The sequence below is a fragment of the Nocardia ignorata NBRC 108230 genome, from assembly GCF_001612905.1.
GTDB classification, from domain to species: Bacteria; Actinomycetota; Actinomycetes; order Mycobacteriales; family Mycobacteriaceae; genus Nocardia; species Nocardia ignorata.
Genome location: NZ_BDBI01000017.1, coordinates 56,427 through 73,271 on the forward strand (window position 1 = coordinate 56,427; position 16,845 = coordinate 73,271).

Consider the following 16,845-nt stretch of genomic DNA (forward strand, 5'->3'; position numbering starts at 1 on the left):
ACAAACGGCCGCCGACATCAGTCGACGGCCGTTTTCGAATCCTGGCGCCTCGGGCGCCGAATGATCAGCCGTCGACGCTCAGCGCCGACGGCGGAGCCGGGGGAGCGGGCGCGGGAGCCGGCTGCGGCGCCTCCGCCGGGGCCGGGGCCGGAGCGGGCGTTTCGGGGGCGGGCGCCTGCGACTGTGCCGCACCGGCACCGGGCGCACCCGAACCGGGGGCGGGGGCCTGCGGTTCCGGCGCGGGCGGGGCGGCCGGTGCTTCGGGAGCCGCCACCGGCAGATCGGGAACGACGAACGTGCCGACGGTCGGCGTCATCACGCAGCGCGCACCGGGGTAATCGATGGTGCCCCACATGGAGGCGACCACGGTGCCCGCGCCGCTGGTGATCGTCTTCGACAGCGACGGCAGCTGGTATTCGGTGAGGTCGTCGAGGGCGGCGATACCGCTCTGCCCGTTGTTCACATTCACCCAGGCCACACTCAGGCCCGAGGCCAGCGGCACACCGGTGTGGGCCGGACTGGCGCTGAACCGGACATCGCCCGGGGTCAGGCTGGTTCCGGTGCGCGGGCCGGGGCCCTCGACGGTCGCGGCGGCGATGATGGTGGTGATGGGTCCGTTGCTGCCGCAGCCGAAGGTGGGGGCGGCGTAGCCCAGCGGGATGAACTGGGCCGAGATGTCACGCAGGCGGTCGGCGCCGACCATGCCGGTGAAGTTGGCGATCGCGTCGACACCGGCCTTGGTGCTCACGTCCTCGCCGGCGAGATCGTGCAAGTGAGTGATGGCGTCGTCGAGAGGAGACGCACTCGCGGTCGAGGCGAGCACGACCACAGCACCGATGCTCGCCGCGGTCACCGCCGCCGCCCTACCTGCGATGGATCTGCCGTTCACCCGTAACTCCCTGCTGCTCGCCCACCGGTTCCCCGGTCCGTGTGGCAACGTACCAGTTCGACGGGCCGGTGGCAGCGTGGTGGTGTCGCGGCGTCGCCGTGCGGGGTAGGTTTCACCAGGACGGCTACTAGAGACGCTGGGAGACCCGTATGAAGCTAGCCCTGTCCCCGGAAGAGGTCGCCTTCCGCGATGAGCTCCGGCACTTCTATCACACCGAGATCCCCGTCGAGATCCGTGACCGTGTGAAATACGGACACGAGCTTTCCCGCGAAGACATCGTCACCGCCAACAAGATCCTCAACGATCACGGGCTCGCCGTGCCGAACTGGCCGGTGGAGTGGGGTGGCAAGGACTGGACGCCGATGCAGCGTCACCTGTGGCTCGACGAGATGCAGCTGGCCTCGGTGCCCGAACCGCTCACCTTCAACGCCTCCATGGTCGGCCCGGTGATCGCCCAGTTCGGTTCCCAGGAGCTCAAGCAGCGTTTCCTGCCGCCCACCGCCGCCCTCGACATCTGGTGGTGCCAGGGCTTTTCCGAGCCCGACGCCGGTTCCGACCTGGCTTCGCTGCGCACCACCGCCGTCCGCGACGGTGACTCCTACATCGTCAACGGGCAGAAGATCTGGACCACGCTCGGCCAGTACGCCGACTGGATATTCTGCCTCGTGCGCACCGATCCGTCGGCACCCAAGAAACAGGCGGGCATCTCCTTCCTGCTCTTCGACGTGAAGTCGCCCGGTGTCACCATGCGTCCGATCAAACTGATCGACGGCAGCTACGAGGTGAACGAGGTGTTCTTCGAGGACGTCCGGGTGCCCGCCGATCAGCTGGTCGGCGAGGAGAATCAGGGCTGGACCTACGCCAAGTTCCTGCTCGGCAACGAACGCACCTCCATCACCGGCGTCGGCAAGACCAAGGTCAAGATCGGACTGGCCAAAGACCACGCGCGCTCGATCCGCACCGGCCACGGCACCCTGATCGAGGACCCGGTGTTCGCCGCGCGCATCGCCGAACTCGAGAACGAACTGCTCGCCCTGGAACTCACCCAGCTGCGGGTGGTGTCCAATTCGGCCGACGGCAAACCCAACCCGGCCTCCTCGGTGCTGAAATTGCGCGGCACCGAACTGCAGCAGGCGGCCACCGAACTGCTGCTCGACATCGCGGGCGCCGACGCCCTTCCCGTCGACGCCGACGACATCGCCTCACCCGCCTGGGCCCAGCACACCGGCCCCGGCTACCTGAACTACCGCAAGGTGACCATCTACGGAGGCTCGAGCGAGGTCCAGCGCTCGATCATTTCCTCCACGATCCTCGGATTGTGAGGCGCTGACATGGATCTGGCACTGACCGAAGAACAGACGATGCTGCGTGACACCGTGCGCGAACTGCTGCACCGGTTCTACGACAGCGAGGCCCTCACCAAGGCGGGTGACACGGATCCCGGCTGGAGCCGCACGGTCTGGAAGCAACTCGCCGACCTCGGCGTCCTCGGCCTGACCATCCCCGAGGAGGACGGCGGCGTGGGCGCGGGTCCCGTCGAGGCGATGCTCGTGCAGGAGGAACTGGGCCGTGCGCTTGCCCCCGAACCGGTGCTCGACGCCGTGGTCGTTCCGGCCGAGCTGATCCGGCTCACCGGCAGTGCCGACCAGCGCCACCGGCTGCTGCCCGCGCTCGCCGAGGGTACCCTCCTGCTCGCCTTCGCCCATGCCGAACCGGGACAGCGCTGGCCGTCCACCGAGGTCACCACAACCGCCGAGCAGCAGGGTGATTCGTACACCCTGACCGGTGTGAAGAATCCGGTCCCGCGCGGCGATTGCGCCGATCAGCTGATCGTCAGCGCGGTACTTCCCGGCGGCGGTGTCGGCCTGTTCCTCGTCGACCCCACCGGCTCCGGCGTGCAGCGCCGCACCTACCGCACCTTCGACGGCCGCCGCGGCGCCCAATTCGATTTCGCCTCGGCGCCGGGCGAATTGCTCGGTGACACGGTCGACGCGGCCGAACAGATCGCGCTCGCCCAGGGCTACGCCCAAGCGGCACTGTGCGCGGAATCGGTGGGCGCCATGCAGGTAGCACTCACCTCGACCACCGACTACCTGAAGTCGCGCAAGCAGTTCGGCGTAACCCTGTCGAAGTTCCAGACCCTCACCCAGCGCGCCGCCGACTGCTACGTCTCACTGGAACTGGCCCGCAGCATGAACCTCTACATCACCGCCGCCCTCGCCGACGGCTCCAACGACCCGATCGTCGCTTCCCGTGCCCGCTTGCAGATCGGCAAATCCGCCGCCCACATCGGCCGCGAGGCCATCCAGATGCACGGCGGAATCGGCGTCACCGCCGAATACCCGGTGAGCCACTACGTCGCCCGCCTCACCGCGATCGGCCAGACTCTCGGCGGAGAACTGGAACACCGGCGGGTGCTCGCTGATCGCGTCGGCAGTTACGACTTGCCGGAGTTGTAGAAGACCACTGATGGTGCGTGCCCCGTGGGCGCGCACCATTTCTTGTCCGGGAACCCTCTGAGCGTGGCGTTTCCGGTCAGCCGTCGGCCTGGGTGGTTGTCGGTGGGGCCGTGGTGGGTTCGGGGGTGCGGGTGGTGTTGTCGTGGGCGTTGGTGGTGGGGAAGTCGGAGTCTTCGAACTCGCCCTCGTAGGTCGGGCGGGTGCGTGGCGGGCTCACCGTGCGGGTGGGGGCTGTGGTGCGCGGCGGGCGGGTGGTGGTCGGCGTCGAATCCTCGGTGGTGGTCTCGGGGGACTCGGTGGTCGTTTCCGGCGGGCGGGATTCGGTTGTCGCCTCGGTGGGGTGACCCTCGCTCGTCGGTTCGTCCGGCGCGGAGGTCTCCGAAGGGGAGGTCTCGGTGGAGCTGAGGCTGAACGGCTTTCGCGGCGACATGTACGGGGCGATACGCCAGGTCGGTGACGGCGGGATCGAGACGCGGACCGTGGTGGAGGTCGGGTCGTCGGCGACCTGGCTCGGTGCCGCGGCCAGCCCGGCCTGCAGCGGTGGCGGCGTCACGTAGACGTCCTGCTGTCCGACGCCGCACGCACCGATCACGATCAGTCCGAGCGACACCGCGCCAACAGCGATTGCCGGACCTACGAGCTTGGCCCTGCTGTCTTCCATCGCCTTGTACTCCTCGTCGGCTTCGGGTCGCCTCACAGTAGTGCAGCCCGGGAAAATCGGCTCATTGTAAACATGAATGATTCAGATATCGGATTGGTCTCGTAGGCGTGTCGTGGTGACGTGTCGCGGGCTTTCGTAGCGAGAGGGTCGTAGCGTGTGTGAGCAAAGTTACGCATGAGACGCCCGGACCGAAACCCCTGACGCGCGAGGTTTGCGCGACGCAAGAATCAGATCGGCGTCATCGAGGAGAGTCTGATGGGAGCTTATTCGACACCCCGGCTGGAAACGGCCGAGGCGAACCCCGATCCGGCCACCGAGGCCCCCGAGATCCCCGACACCGCAACCTCGCCGGGCAACGGCGCGTTCGCTGTCGTGGCCCGGGTACTCGGCTGGTTGTTCTTCGTCGGCGGACTCGTCGGCGCCGGCCTCGGCATCGCCGGGCTGCACGTGGAGATCACCGTGGCGGGCCTGATCCTGGCCTGCACCGCGGGCCTGATCCTGCTCAAGCTGCGCGCCGATCAGGAGCCGCGCGAAACCGCCTGAGCCACTGCACGATCCGATTCCACCACCGACGGGTAGGCGCTACCGTCGATGTGGTGCGAATCGATATCACCGGTGACGCCGCCCGGTTCCTGCCCGAGGCCGAGAACTTCCTGCGCCGTGATGCCCTGCGCAACACGGTGATCGCGAGCAGCGTCGTCAACCAGATCAACGGCAACTTCTCGGGCACCCGATTCGTGGCGGTGCGCGACGAGGACGTCGTCGGGCTCGCCCAGTGCACCGACGACGGCCGCGTCTACCTGGGCGACCTGCCCGCCACGAGCATCCCGGCCGTGGTCGACACCCTCGTCGAGCACATCGAGAACCTGCGCAGCGTCGAGGGTTCCAGCGCCGAAGTCGACGCATTCCTAGCCCACTGGTCGGCGGCACACCGCGGCACGCACCGCCTGGACTACACCACGCGGCTCTACCGGCTCGAAACACTGCACGTGCCCGAGGTTCCCGGCGTCGCCCGGCAGGCCACCGCGAACGACGTGGAGCTGTGTCTGGCATGGTTCGCCGACTTCGACCGCGAGATCGGTGCCGTGCGTGCCCTCGACGAAGAACGGGCGCTGCGGCTGATCGGACGCGGGTGGTGGTGGCTGTGGGAGGTCGACGGCGCCCCGCGCAGCTTCGTCGCCCGGCAGACCGGGGTGTTCGGCTGGGCGCGGATCGGACCCGTCTATACCCCCACCGCGTGGCGCGGCAACGGGTACGCCAGTGCGCTCACCGCGGCGGTGTCGGCGGCGATCCGGGCCGAAGGCGCCGACGTGTGCCTGTTCACCGATCTGGACAACCCCACCTCGAACAAGATCTACGAGGGAATCGGATTCCGGCCCGTGCGTGACTTCCTGAACTACGAGCTCAGCCGCTGAGCGCGGCGACGATCACCCAGCCGACGGCGACGAAGAGCGCGATCAGCGACAGCCAACCCATAACCGAGCCCTGCCAGCGTGAGGTCCGCTTCGGGCCGAGATAGGCCTCCGCGACGGACTTCTCCGGCTTCTTCCTCGGCGCCTGCCGAGGCGCGGCTTGCCACTGCTGTGGTGGGGGACAGCTGGGCCGATACGCCGCCGGCGCGGGCGCCTGGTGCACCGGAAAACGCGGAGCGGCAACGGGAGCGGTGAGCGCTTGGGCGGCGGCAGCGGCGAACTCCGCGCAGGTGGCGTACCGGTGTTCGCGGCGCTTGGCCATCGCGCGCGCGAGCACCGCGTCCATCGCCGGTGACAGATCGGGACGCAAGGCGCTCGCACGCGGCGGCGGCTGTTGCAGATGACCCTGGATCACCGACACCGGGTTCGGCGCGTCGAACGGGGTGGCCCCGGTGAGCAGCCGGAACAGGGTGCAGGCCAGTGAATACTGGTCGGCGCGACCGTCGAGCGCGACGCCGGTGAGCTGCTCGGGTGAGGCGAAAGCCAGGGTGGCGGTGAAGCTTCCGGTCTGGGTGAGCTTCGCGGCATTGTCGTCGTGCAGGCGGGCGATGCCGAAATCGGTGAGATACACCCGCTCGGCGCCGTGCACCGATTCGATCAGGATGTTGGCCGGTTTCACATCGCGGTGCAGCACGCCACGGCTGTGCGCGAAGTCCAGCGCCGCAGCGGTTTCGGTGACGATGTGCACCGCCCGCGCCGGGTCGACCGGATCGGGCAGCGACGCGGCGTCGGCACCGTCGATGTAGCGCATCGAGATCCACAGCTGGTCGTCCTCGACACCCCGGTCGTACACGGTGACGATATTCGGATGCTCGAGCTGGGCGACCAGGTCGGCTTCACGTTCGAACCTGGCCCGGATCTCCTTGTCGAAGAACAACTCCCGGTTCAGCAACTTCATCGCGGTGCGCCGGGGCAGGCGCGGATGCCTGGCCAGATACACCGAACCCATGCCACCACGGCCGAGCAGCCGCTCGATGGTGTACCCGGCGAAGACGTCCGTCGTCTCCCGCATCAGTTCAGCGGGGCCGAACGCCACCAGCGCAGCACGTCCTCGGGCTCGCCGTAACTGTCGGTGAACATCAGGAACTGGGCACGATCCGGGTCGCCGGTGAACACGGTGATGATCTTGTTCCCGTTGTCGGAGTACTTGTAGTTGGTGTACTGCTTGCCGCCGTTGGTGTCGGTCGACTTGGTGTTGGCGGGCAGGCCGTCGATCACCGCCTGCACGTCGGCGGCCGAGTTGTACACGTAGAAGCGGTAGAACGGGTCGTTGTCCTGCTCGTCACCGCCGCCGTAGCAGCGCCACTGCCACGCCCACGAACCGAACTGGGGATCGCCGTCGTTGTCCGTCGGGGTGTAGCTGGGATCGGTCTCCCAGCAGGTGGCGCCGTTGTAGCCGGTCTCGCTGTCGGCATCGGGCGGAACCATCCGGCTGAACTCGGCGCTGATCGCGGCGGCGTCGGGGGTGACGTGCTTGGCCGCGGTGGTCGAGGTCGTCGACGTGGTCGCCGTGGTGCTCGAATCGCCGCCGCTCGCCGCGACACCGATGCCGATCAGCAGGGCCAGCACCAGCACGACGGCGATCACGATGCCGACGATCAGCCCGGTGTTGGACTTCGACGGCGGCCGCTGCGGGTACTGGGTGTAGTTGCCACCCGTGGGCTGACGCGGCGCCGCGAACTGCGGGTGCGACTGCTGGCTGTAGGCGCCGCCGGTGTGTGGCGCGGGTGTCTGGTTGCGCATCGGCGGCGCGGTCATCGGGCCCTGGGTGTGCGCGGTACCCATCGGACCGGCCGTCATCGCGTTGCCGGTCATCCCGGCGCCCGTCATCGGGCCCTGTGCCGCAAGGGGATACGGCGAACCGGTCTGCGGGATCGCGCCGCCCGTGGTGGGTCGGGGGCCGCCGGTGATCGGCATCCCCGGTCCCGTGCTCGGTCGGGCGAGCGGCAGCGCGGGTGAGCTCGGATTGTTCAGCGCGGCGATCGCGGCGGCGGCGAAATCCGAACACGTGGCGAACCGGTCGTCGGGCCGCTTGGACATCGCCTTGGCCAGCACGCCGTCGAGCGCGGGCGGCAGACCAGGACGCACACTGCTCAGCGGCGGCGGCGGTTGCTGTAGATGACCCTGGATCACCGCGGCCGGGTTGGTCGCCGCGAACGGGCCGGACCCGGTGAAAAGCCAGAACAGGGTGCAGGCCAGCGAATACTGGTCGGAACGGTGATCGAGGGAGGCGCCGGTGAGCTGCTCGGGGGAGGCGTAGGCGAGGGTGGCGGTGAAGGTGCCGGTCTGGGTGAGATGACCGGTGTCGTCACGCAGTCGGGCGATACCGAAGTCGGTGAGATACACGCGTTCGCCACGGCCCGCGCCCGAGCGGGCGAGCAGGATGTTCGCCGGCTTCACGTCGCGGTGCAGCACACCCATGCCGTGCGCGTAGTCCAGCGCGTCGGCGGTCTCCTTCACGATCTGCAGCGCGCGCGCCGGGGGCAGCGACTGCGGTTCCACCGAGGCGGCATCGATACCGTCGATGTACTGCATGGAGATCCAGAGCTGCTCGTCGTCGAGGCCCCGGTCGTACACGGTGACGATGTTCGGGTGATCGAGGCGCGCGACCAGGTCGGCCTCGCGTTCGAAACGCGCACGCACTTCCTGGTCGAAGAACATCTCGCGGTTGAGCAGCTTCAGCGCGGTGAGCCTCGGTAGGCGTGGGTGCTTGGCGAGGTAGACCGAACCCATGCCACCGCGGCCGAGCTGCCGTTCGATGACATAACCGGCGAAGACATCTCCATTGGCCAGCATGTCTGCTCCACTTCCCGCCGTGCGCCGGGACCCACCAGCGCACGCGCGTACCGAAAATCATCGAAACCATAGCAGTCGGTGACCACACCGACGGGGCCCGCGAACAGCGGGCACACGATCACGGTGGGCGCCGGTGCTGCGGCGGCACGATGTAACCGGGATGGTTACGGCCACCGGGGAAGTCGATGGTTCCCGGCCGGGTGGCCGGTCGCCGCGGCGGGATCGGATTCCCACCCGTCGACGGGCGCTGGGTATGCGGCTGCGCGACGTGCGGATACGGCTGCGCGGGTGTCGACGGTCGCGGCGCCGGATAGGGCCGCGGGTTTTCCCTCGCGCGCAGCACCACACCGCTCGAGGTGTACTGGGGCTGGTGATGCCACGGGCCCGGCACGGCGAACAGCGCCGCCCTGGCCGCGTCGGCGAACTCGGTGCAACTGGCGTACCGGGCCGCCGGGTGCTTGGCGGTCGCCCTGGCCAGCACCGCGTCCAGCGTCGACGGCAGGTCGGGGCGCAGACTGCGCAGCGGCGGGACCGGGGTGCTCATGTGCGCCTGGATCACCGCCGCCGGGCTCGGCCCGGGGAACGGCACCGAGCCGGTGAGCATCCAGAACAGCGTGCAGGCCAGCGAGTACTGGTCGGCGCGATGGTCCATCGGGCCACCGGCCAGATGTTCGGGCGCGGCGTAGGCGAGGGTGGCGGTGATGGAGCCCGCCGAGGACAGGGTGGTCTCGCTGTCGCGCACCGCCGCGATGCCGAAGTCGGTGAGAACCACCCGCTCCGGACGGCCGATGGGCGGTTTGGCGAGCAGGATGTTCGCCGGTTTCACGTCGCGGTGCAGGACCCCGCTCGCGTGCGCGAAGTCGAGCGCGGTGGCGGTCTCGGCGGCGATCTGCACGGCGCGGCCGGGCGTCAGCACGTTCACATCGGCGGTCGCCACATCGGTACCCGCGACGAACTGCATGGAGATCCACAGCTGGTCGTCGTCGGTGCCGCGGTCGTAGACGTTGACGATATTGGGGTGCTCGAGCTGGGCGACCAGGTCGGCCTCGCGTTCGAACCGGCGGCGGATCTCCTCGTCGGCGGACAGATCGCGGCTGAGCAGCTTCAACGCGGTGAGGCGTGGCAGACGCGGATGCCGGGCCAGATACACCACGCCCATGCCACCGTGGCCGAGCACACGCCGGATCGTGTAGCCGGCGAACACGTCGCCTTTGACCAACACGCGAAGTCACCCCCTCCAGGGCAGAGCACCCGTCGAAATTCTACCGATGTATCTCCTGCCGCCTCCCACATGCAACATCTTCCGACCTTGTCGGTGCCGCGGATTAGGGTGTCAGCTATGCGCATTGGAGCACACGTTCGCGACGAGGGCGATCCGATCGGGTTCGGCGAGAAGCTCGGCGCCGAGGTCATCCAGATGTTCGTAGTCGATCCGCAGAGCTGGGACAAACCGCAGCCGCATCCGAAGGCGGCCGAGATCCTGGCCAGCCCGATCGACGTGGTCGTGCACTCGTCCTATCAGATCAATGTGGCCAGCCTGAACAACCGGCTGCGGATGCCCTCGCGCAACGCGGTCGCCCAGCAGGCGAAGGCAGCCGCCGAACTCGGCGCGTTCGGCCTGGTCGTGCACGGCGGGCACGTGCGCTCCGACGCCGAGATCGACACCGGAATCGACAACTGGCGCAAGCTGTTCGAACGCCAGCAGGACAAAGGTGGCTTCGCCGTGCCGATCCTGATCGAGAACACCGCGGGCGGCAACCACGCGATGGCACGGCACTTCGACTCGATCGCCCGGCTGTGGGACGCCGTCGGCGACTACGGTGCCGGATTCTGTCTCGACACCTGTCACGCCTGGGCCGGTGGTGAGGAACTCGTCGGGGTGGTCGAGCGGATCAAGGCCATCACCGGTCGGATCGACCTGGTGCACCTGAACTCCTCGCGTGACGAATTCGACTCCGGCGCCGACCGGCACGCCAACTTCGCCGACGGCACCATCGACCCGCAGCTGCTCGCCGAGGTCTGCCGCACCGCAGGCGCCCCCGTCATCCTCGAAACTCCCGTCGACGGTGTCGCCGACGACCTGGCCTACCTGCGGGAAACCCTGGGCTGAGGACGTTTCGGATCAACCGGAGAGAAAACCTGTCTGTTCGAGTGGGTTCGCGGTGTGCTCCATCGACTCCGAGAACGGGCGCGCCAATTCGTGGCATACCGACGTGACGTTCGTCGACCGGATCCCGAAGGCGTCGATCCTGCGGGCGGAGTATCTGCCCACCTACGGCGGTTCGACGGCCTGGGCGTCGACGGTGGCCGCCTACAACTCGCTGCCCGAGCCGCTGAAGCTGCTCGCCGACAACTCGCGTGCGGTGCACACCACTGTGTACGACTACGCGGCGAAGAATGTGGAGCCGATCCGGCCGAAGTCCGAGCAGTACTGGGCCGACGGCGACGTCGCCATCTGGGACAACCGCGCCACCCAGCACTACGCGATCGACGACTACGACGACCAGCCGCGCCGCCTCATCCGGATCACCCTGGCCGGCGACATTCCGGTCGGCGTCGACGGACAGCCCAGCAAGCCGCTGCAAGGCAACGCCGAGCACTACTCGATCATCGACACCGCCGCCGACCTGACCCACCTGAGCGAAAGTCTCGCCTGATCACGCAAGCACGTGGGTAACTCACCGGGCACGGGCCAACTCACCACGCGCCCCAAAGCTTGCCGCGTCCCCAGCCTCCCCGCACCTGAGTCTGGCCAGAGTCGCGGGGAGGCGGATGGGCTAGAGTCGGCGGGGTGGCGGATAAGTGTATTCGGCCGTTGGACGGTGTTCGGGTCCTGGAACTCGGCAACTACGTGGCCGCTCCCACCGCCGGTCGTATCCTCGGTGATTTCGGTGCCGAGGTCATCAAGGTCGAACGGCCCGGCTCCGGCGACGAACTGCGGAATTGGCGGCTCTACGGCGGCGACACCTCCATGCTGTACCGCACGGTGAACCGCAACAAGAAGTCGATCGTGCTCGACCTGCGCACCCAGGCGGGCCGCGACGTCGTGCTCGACCTGCTCGCGCACTGCGATGTGCTGCTCGAGAACTTCCGTCCCGGAATGCTGGAGAAGTGGGGGCTCGGGCCCGACGTGCTCGAGCAGGTGAATCCGAACCTGGTCATCACCCGGATCTCGGCCTACGGGCAGACCGGTCCGATGGCGTCGCGGCCGGGTTTCGCCGCCGTGGCCGAGGCCGTGGGTGGGCTGCGTGAACTCGTCGGCGATCCCGATCGGCCGCCGGTGCGCGTCGGGGTGTCCATCGGTGACTCGATCGCGGGCATCTACGCCGCGTTCGGCACCGTCATGGCCCTGTTCCAGCGCGAACGCATCGGCCGGGTGCCCCAGGCCGAGCGCATCATCGACGTGGCGCTCAACGAGTCGATCCTGTCGGTGATGGAGTCGCTGGTGCCCGACCATCTGGCCTACGGCATCAATCGGGAACGGGTCGGCGGCCGCATGGAAGGCATCGCTCCGAGCAATGCCTACCCCACCAGCGACGGCTTCAGCATCATCATCGGTGGCAACGGCGATGCCATCTTCCAGCGATACATGCAGGTCATCGACCGTCTCGACCTGGCCGCCGACCCGGAGCTGGCCGACAACGCGGGCCGCTGGCGCAATCGCGAGCGCCTCGACGCGGCCATCGCCGAATGGACGGTGCGCCACACCAGGGACGAGGCGCTGAAATTGCTCGACGCCGCGGCCATACCGTGCGGTCCCATCTACACCGCGGCCGATATCGTGGCCGACGAGCAGTATCGAGCAAGAAACATGATCCAGTCGTTCCCGGTCGAGGTGGGCGAGCCCGAACCCAAACAGGTGGGTTTCACCGGCATCGTCCCCGTGATCGGGGGTGAGTCGCTGCCGATCCGCAATGTCGGCCCCGACCTCGGCGAGCACACCAGGGAGGTGCTCGGTGGGCTGCTGGGGATGACCGACGATCAGATCGACGCGCTGGAGGCATCGTGACCAGACGAGTACACGGTCGGCGCCGCCCGCCGGCGCGCAGCAAGTGGGAACCGCGCGGGCCGGGCCATGTGCGTCCGACGGTGCACCCGACTCCGGCCAGTGTCGGTGACAAACCGTGCGGCGGGGTGATGTGCGTGCCGGCGCAGGAACCGGAGCACCGGCGATGACCGCGCTGCTGCGCGATGTCACCCTGCGTGACGGGTTGCAGCTCACCGGCAAGGTGCTGCCGGTGGAGTACAAGATCGACGTGGTGCGCCGATTGCTGGCCGCCGGTGTGCCCGCGCTCGAGATCGGTTCGATGGCCCGCCCCGATCTGGTCGCGCCGATGGCCAACTCGCTCGAGCTGATCGCCGCCCTCACCCCCGACGAGCTGGCGAAATGCTGGGTGTGGGTGGCCACGCCACGGCATGTGGAGAAGGCAGCCGAGGCGGGGGCACGCAACTTCCAATACTGCTTCTCGGTGTCGGACGCCCACAACAAGGCCAATATCGGGCGCGACACCGAGACCTCGGTGGCCGCCATGCCCGACGCGATCCGGCTGGCGCACGAGGCGAACGGCTCGATCCAGCTGTGCCTGGCCACCAGCTTCACCTGCCCGTTCGACGGACCTGTCGATCCCGAACGGGTGTTGGGCATCGCCCGCGACCCACGCACCGAAGGCGCCACCGACATCGTCCTCGCCGACACCCTCGGCCAGGCCGCACCCGGCGAAGTGAGCGCGCTGGTCGGAGCCGTACGCGACACCACCCCGCCGCGGCGCATCGTCTTCCACGGGCACGACACCTGGGGCATGGGCGTGGCCAACACCCTCGCCGCGATCGAGGCGGGCGCGGGGATGGTCGACGGCGCCCTCGGCGGCCTCGGCGGGTGCCCGTTCGCACCGGGCGCCAGCGGCAACACCGCGACCGAGGACATGCTGTTCGCCACCCGCCCGTCCTGGTTCGGTCCCGAGAAGCTGGCGCGGCTGGTCGGGCTGACCGAGGAGTTGCTCGGCGAACTGGGCGAACCCAACCGCTCGCGCACCGCCGAGGGCGCGCGGTCGAAAGCCGACGCCTTCGAGTGGGTCATCCGGTAGGTATCGGGGGGATCCCGGATGGCGCCGGTGACGGTCGGCCGCCAGACTGGACACCATGACTTCACACCCCATGGGGACCGAGGCCGTCGAGTCGGCGGCCGCTACCGAGATCGCCGCCGCAGCACAGGACCTGGTGAAGCTGTACGGCTCGGGAGATACCCAGGTCAAGGCGCTCGACGGGGTATCGGCCGACTTCGCGCGCGGCGAGTTCACGGCCATCATGGGACCGTCCGGTTCGGGCAAATCGACCCTCATGCACTGCCTGGCCGGCCTCGACAGCGCCAGCGCGGGCGAGGTCCGCATCGGTGACACCGCGCTCACCGGTCTGTCCGACAAACAGATGACCGCGCTGCGCCGCGACCGCATCGGATTCGTCTTCCAGGCGTTCAACCTGGTTCCCACGCTCACCGCGCTGGAGAACATCACCCTCCCGCTCGACATCGCCGGCCGCAAGGCCGACCAGGACTGGCTCGACACCGTGGTGAAGCGGCTCGGGCTCGCCGACCGGCTCACCCATCGGCCGAGCGAACTGTCCGGCGGTCAGCAGCAGCGCGTGGCGTGTGCCCGCGCCCTGGTCGGCAAGCCGGAGATCATCTTCGGTGACGAACCGACCGGCAACCTGGACTCGCACTCCTCCGGAGAGGTGCTCTCGATCCTGCGCGCCTCGGTCGACGAGTTCGGCCAGACCGTCGTGATCGTCACCCACGACCCGCGCGCGGCCGCCTACGCCGACCGGGTGGTGTTCCTCGCCGACGGCCGCATCGTCGACGAGCTGCGCGATCCGACGCAGGACTCGATCCTCGACCGGATGAAGGCGCTGGAGACCAAATGAACAACCCCATGCGCAAGGTCGCCTTGCGTAATCTCGCCGCGCACAAGGTGCGGTTGGCTTTGACGGTGCTGTCGGTGGTGCTGGGCACCGCGTTCATCTCCGGGTCGTTCGTGTTCACCGACACCCTGCAGCGCACCTTCGACGGGATCTTCGCGGGCCAGGCCCAGGGCGTCGACGTGCGCGTCGGCCCGAAGGACCAGCAGTCGCTCGGCGTGCCGAACAATATCGTCGCCGCGCTGGCCAAGGCCGACGGTGTCGAACGCGTCGCCCCGGCGGTGAACGGCCCGGTCGTGCTCCTGCAACCCGACGGCAAGAAGGCCGTCCAGACCGGTGGCGCACCGAGTTTCGGTCTGTCGTATCTGCCGCCGGAACAGGCCGTCGAGGAACCGGAGAAGTTCGTCGCGGGCGCGCCGCCGTCGCAGACGGGCGAGATCGCGCTCAACACCGGCGGTGCCGAGAAGGCCGGGTTGAAGGTCGGCGACAAGACCAAGGTGCTCGTCCCGTCGAAGGGCGACCCGTTCGAGGTGACGCTCACCGGCATCTACGAGATGCCGGGCGCCGAGGGCGGCGGGGTGGTCGCGGTGATGTTCACCGAACCGCAGGGCCGCAAGCTGTTCACCGACGGCAACTACGTGGCCTACGCCGATATTCGTGCCGCACCGGGTGTTTCGGCCGACGACCTGCGCGATCGGCTCGCCGTCGGCCTGCCGACCCTGAAGGTGCAGAACTCCGACGAGGTCCGCGAGGACATGAAGAAGGAGATCTCCGAGGCGCTCACCTTCATCAACTACTTCCTGCTGGCGTTCGGTGCGATCGCGCTGATCGTCGGCACGTTCATCATCTACAACACCTTCTCGATGATCGTCGCGCAGCGGTTGCGTGAGCTCGCGTTGCTGCGCGCGATCGGGGCGAGCCGTCAGCAGGTGGGCCGGTCCGTGGTCGCCGAGGCCGTGGTGATCGGGCTGATCGGCAGTGCGATCGGCTTGGCGGCGGGTATCGCGCTGGCGTTCGGGTTGTCGGCGTTGCTCAATGCCTTCGATCTCGGTCTGCCGACCGGTTCGCTGACGGTGTTGCCGCGCACCGCGATCGTCGCCCTGCTCGTCGGGTTGGTGGTGACCGTGGCCAGCGCGTACGCGCCCGCCCGCCGTGCCGCGAAGGTGCCGCCGGTGGAGGCCATGCGATCCGAATTCGCCAGCGCTGGTGAGTCGTTGCGAGTGCGTACCGTCATCGGCGCGGTGCTCGCCGTGGCGGGCGGTGTGCTGGTGTATCTCGGTGCGCAGGGTACGGGCAAGAGCGCGGCGATCACCGTCGGAGTCGGTGCGCTCGGCTTGATCCTGGCCGTACTGCTCGCCGCGCCCGCGCTGTCGCGGCCCGTGGTGGTGGTGCTCGGGGTGCTGACGCGGCCGTTCGGGCCGATGGGCCGGATGGCACGCAACAACGCGGTGCGCAATCCGCGCCGCACCGCCGCCACCGCCTTCGCACTGACGCTGGGTCTGATGCTGGTCTCGGCCATCGGCATCCTCGGTGCGTCGGCGAAAACCAGCGTGGACGTGCTGATCGACAAGGGCGTGAAGGCCGAATACGTCCTGGCGGGTCCGCCGATGATCGGTGCGGCGATCGGCGCGGTCGACGCGGTGCGCCAGCAGGTTCCGCAGGTCAGTGATGTCACCGGCATCCGCGCGGTCGGGTTCCGGCTCGGTGACGAACGGGTCGGGGCGACCACACTCGACGGACCGATCGACCCGGTGATGGACATCGAGATGCGCGAAGGCTCCAGCACCATCACGGAGAAGGGCATGCTGGTCGGCGAAACCGAAGCGGCCGACCGTGGTTGGGAGCTCGGCGAGAAGGTGACCATCACGAGCCTCGACAACGCCGAGATCGACTTGACCGTCGGCGGCATCTACGCCGACTCGCCGCTGCTGGGCACGATGGTCGTCGACCCGGGCCTCTACGAGCAGTTGATGCCGCAGAAGTTGCGCACCAACCTGATCGTGCTGGTCAAGGCGCAGCCTGGTGCCGATCTCACCGCCATGCGGGCCAACCTGGAGAAGGCCACCGAACCGTTCGCCGTGGTGCAGGTACAGGACCACGAACAGTTCAAGGGCGCACAAGGGCAGCAGATCAATACGCTGCTCGCCATCCTCTACGGTCTGCTCGCCTTGGCGGTGGTGATCGCGGTGCTCGGCATCATCAACACTCTCGCCCTGTCTGTGGTGGAACGTCGCCGGGAGATCGGCATGCTCCGCGCCGTCGGCACCCAGCGTTCGCAGATACGCCGCACGATCTACCTGGAATCCATGTTGATCGCGATCTTCGGCGCCATCGTGGGACTGCTTCTCGGCGTTGCCCTCGGCGTCGGATTCCTGCGCACCTTGCGCGACATGGGCATCGATCAGATCGATATCCCGTGGTCGCAGTTGGTGGCGATGTTGATCGCCTCGGGTGTGGTCGGTGTGCTGGCGGCGGTGTGGCCGGGTGTGCGGGCCGCGCGGACGCCACCGCTGGCGGCTATCGCGGATCTGTAGGAGCAGCAAGCATTTTCGGGCCTTCGGAGACACTTTCCGGAGGCCCGAATGCTGTGGCTGTGCGCGTCCGGCTGCGGGGTACCGGCTCAGTGGCAGACAGGTCGGCGACGCATGCTGGTCTGCA

At 68.4% G+C, this 16,845-nt stretch carries 14 protein-coding genes and 1 pseudogene; 10 read left to right on the forward strand and 5 right to left on the reverse strand.

Annotation, left to right across the window (positions count from 1 at the left end):
* Positions 1–64 precede the first annotated feature (64 nt).
* A complete protein-coding gene (locus tag NI2_RS15270; protein WP_067491314.1) occupies positions 65–889 on the reverse strand; it encodes a hypothetical protein in 825 nt (274 codons plus the stop codon).
* Positions 890–1,038: 149 nt separating this feature from the next.
* On the opposite strand from NI2_RS15270, the gene NI2_RS15275 reads away from it, so the two are divergent.
* Together NI2_RS15275 and NI2_RS15280 are read left to right on the forward strand one after the other, a co-directional pair.
* Positions 1,039–2,211 carry an acyl-CoA dehydrogenase family protein gene (locus tag NI2_RS15275; RefSeq protein WP_067491316.1) on the forward strand — a complete coding sequence of 391 codons (1,173 nt, stop codon included), beginning with the start codon at positions 1,039–1,041 and terminating at the stop codon, positions 2,209–2,211.
* Positions 2,212–2,220: 9 nt separating this feature from the next.
* A complete protein-coding gene (locus NI2_RS15280) occupies positions 2,221–3,348 on the forward strand; it encodes an acyl-CoA dehydrogenase family protein (RefSeq protein ID WP_067491318.1) in 1,128 nt (375 codons plus the stop codon).
* Positions 3,349–3,424: 76 nt separating this feature from the next.
* On the opposite strand, the gene NI2_RS15285 is transcribed toward NI2_RS15280, so the two are convergent.
* Positions 3,425–4,009 (reverse strand): hypothetical protein, encoded by a 585-nt coding sequence (locus NI2_RS15285; RefSeq protein ID WP_133733830.1) that lies wholly within the window; start codon positions 4,007–4,009, stop codon positions 3,425–3,427.
* Between the two features lie 255 nt (positions 4,010–4,264).
* Between NI2_RS15285 and NI2_RS33820 the strand changes: the two genes are divergently transcribed.
* Together NI2_RS33820 and NI2_RS15295 are read left to right on the forward strand one after the other, a co-directional pair.
* Complete coding sequence (locus NI2_RS33820) at positions 4,265–4,552, forward strand: hypothetical protein (protein WP_067491322.1); 288 nt, start codon at positions 4,265–4,267, stop codon at positions 4,550–4,552.
* A 53-nt stretch (positions 4,553–4,605) separates the two neighbouring features.
* The gene (locus tag NI2_RS15295; protein WP_133733829.1) at positions 4,606–5,424 is read left to right on the forward strand and encodes a GNAT family N-acetyltransferase; all 819 of its coding nucleotides are present in this window, start codon (positions 4,606–4,608) and stop codon (positions 5,422–5,424) included.
* On the opposite strand, the gene NI2_RS15300 is transcribed toward NI2_RS15295, so the two are convergent.
* The 3 genes from NI2_RS15300 to NI2_RS15310 all read right to left on the reverse strand — a co-directional run bounded on the left by NI2_RS15300 (position 5,414) and on the right by NI2_RS15310 (position 9,499).
* Complete coding sequence (locus NI2_RS15300) at positions 5,414–6,493, reverse strand: serine/threonine-protein kinase (RefSeq protein ID WP_084476460.1); 1,080 nt, start codon at positions 6,491–6,493, stop codon at positions 5,414–5,416. The genes NI2_RS15295 and NI2_RS15300 overlap by 11 nt on opposite strands.
* Complete coding sequence (locus NI2_RS15305) at positions 6,493–8,277, reverse strand: serine/threonine-protein kinase (protein ID WP_067491326.1); 1,785 nt, start codon at positions 8,275–8,277, stop codon at positions 6,493–6,495. Before NI2_RS15305 ends, NI2_RS15300 begins: the two co-directional genes overlap by 1 nt.
* Before the next feature lie 118 nt (positions 8,278–8,395).
* A complete protein-coding gene (locus tag NI2_RS15310) occupies positions 8,396–9,499 on the reverse strand; it encodes a serine/threonine-protein kinase (protein WP_084476442.1) in 1,104 nt (367 codons plus the stop codon).
* A gap of 117 nt (positions 9,500–9,616) precedes the next feature.
* Here NI2_RS15310 and NI2_RS15315 point away from each other — a divergent pair, with 117 nt between their 5' ends.
* The 6 genes and pseudogenes from NI2_RS15315 (at position 9,617) to NI2_RS15340 (ending at position 16,721) form a co-directional block, all read left to right on the forward strand.
* On the forward strand, positions 9,617–10,387 hold the full coding sequence (locus NI2_RS15315) for a deoxyribonuclease IV (RefSeq protein ID WP_067491328.1): 771 nt from the start codon (positions 9,617–9,619) through the stop codon (positions 10,385–10,387).
* Between the two features lie 31 nt (positions 10,388–10,418).
* Positions 10,419–10,934, forward strand: a pseudogene (locus NI2_RS15320) (TauD/TfdA dioxygenase family protein); the annotation flags it as partial.
* A gap of 134 nt (positions 10,935–11,068) precedes the next feature.
* Positions 11,069–12,286 carry a CaiB/BaiF CoA transferase family protein gene (locus NI2_RS15325; RefSeq protein WP_067491332.1) on the forward strand — a complete coding sequence of 406 codons (1,218 nt, stop codon included), beginning with the start codon at positions 11,069–11,071 and terminating at the stop codon, positions 12,284–12,286.
* Positions 12,287–12,449: 163 nt separating this feature from the next.
* A complete protein-coding gene (locus tag NI2_RS15330) occupies positions 12,450–13,361 on the forward strand; it encodes a hydroxymethylglutaryl-CoA lyase-like TIM-barrel protein (protein ID WP_067491334.1) in 912 nt (303 codons plus the stop codon).
* Between the two features lie 55 nt (positions 13,362–13,416).
* Positions 13,417–14,193: an ABC transporter ATP-binding protein gene (locus tag NI2_RS15335; protein WP_243749737.1), complete on the forward strand. Its 777-nt coding sequence runs from the start codon at positions 13,417–13,419 to the stop codon at positions 14,191–14,193.
* Positions 14,194–14,201: 8 nt separating this feature from the next.
* On the forward strand, positions 14,202–16,721 hold the full coding sequence (locus tag NI2_RS15340; protein ID WP_067491668.1) for an ABC transporter permease: 2,520 nt from the start codon (positions 14,202–14,204) through the stop codon (positions 16,719–16,721).
* Positions 16,722–16,845: the final 124 nt, after the last annotated feature.

Bases quoted from the DNA above. Each gene is read 5' to 3' on its own strand.
- NI2_RS15340 (WP_067491668.1), top strand. From the start codon at position 14,202: ATGCGCAAGGTCGCCTTGCGTAATCTCGCCGCGCACAAGGTGCGGTTG.
- NI2_RS15275 (WP_067491316.1), top strand. From the start codon at position 1,039: ATGAAGCTAGCCCTGTCCCCGGAAGAGGTCGCCTTCCGCGATGAGCTC.
- NI2_RS15335 (WP_243749737.1), top strand. From the start codon at position 13,417: ATGACTTCACACCCCATGGGGACCGAGGCCGTCGAGTCGGCGGCCGCT.
- NI2_RS33820 (WP_067491322.1), top strand. From the start codon at position 4,265: ATGGGAGCTTATTCGACACCCCGGCTGGAAACGGCCGAGGCGAACCCC.
- NI2_RS15285 (WP_133733830.1), bottom strand. From the start codon at position 4,009: ATGGAAGACAGCAGGGCCAAGCTCGTAGGTCCGGCAATCGCTGTTGGC.
- NI2_RS15315 (WP_067491328.1), top strand. From the start codon at position 9,617: ATGCGCATTGGAGCACACGTTCGCGACGAGGGCGATCCGATCGGGTTC.
- NI2_RS15305 (WP_067491326.1), bottom strand. From the start codon at position 8,277: ATGCTGGCCAATGGAGATGTCTTCGCCGGTTATGTCATCGAACGGCAG.
- NI2_RS15280 (WP_067491318.1), top strand. From the start codon at position 2,221: ATGGATCTGGCACTGACCGAAGAACAGACGATGCTGCGTGACACCGTG.
- NI2_RS15330 (WP_067491334.1), top strand. From the start codon at position 12,450: ATGACCGCGCTGCTGCGCGATGTCACCCTGCGTGACGGGTTGCAGCTC.
- NI2_RS15300 (WP_084476460.1), bottom strand. From the start codon at position 6,493: ATGCGGGAGACGACGGACGTCTTCGCCGGGTACACCATCGAGCGGCTG.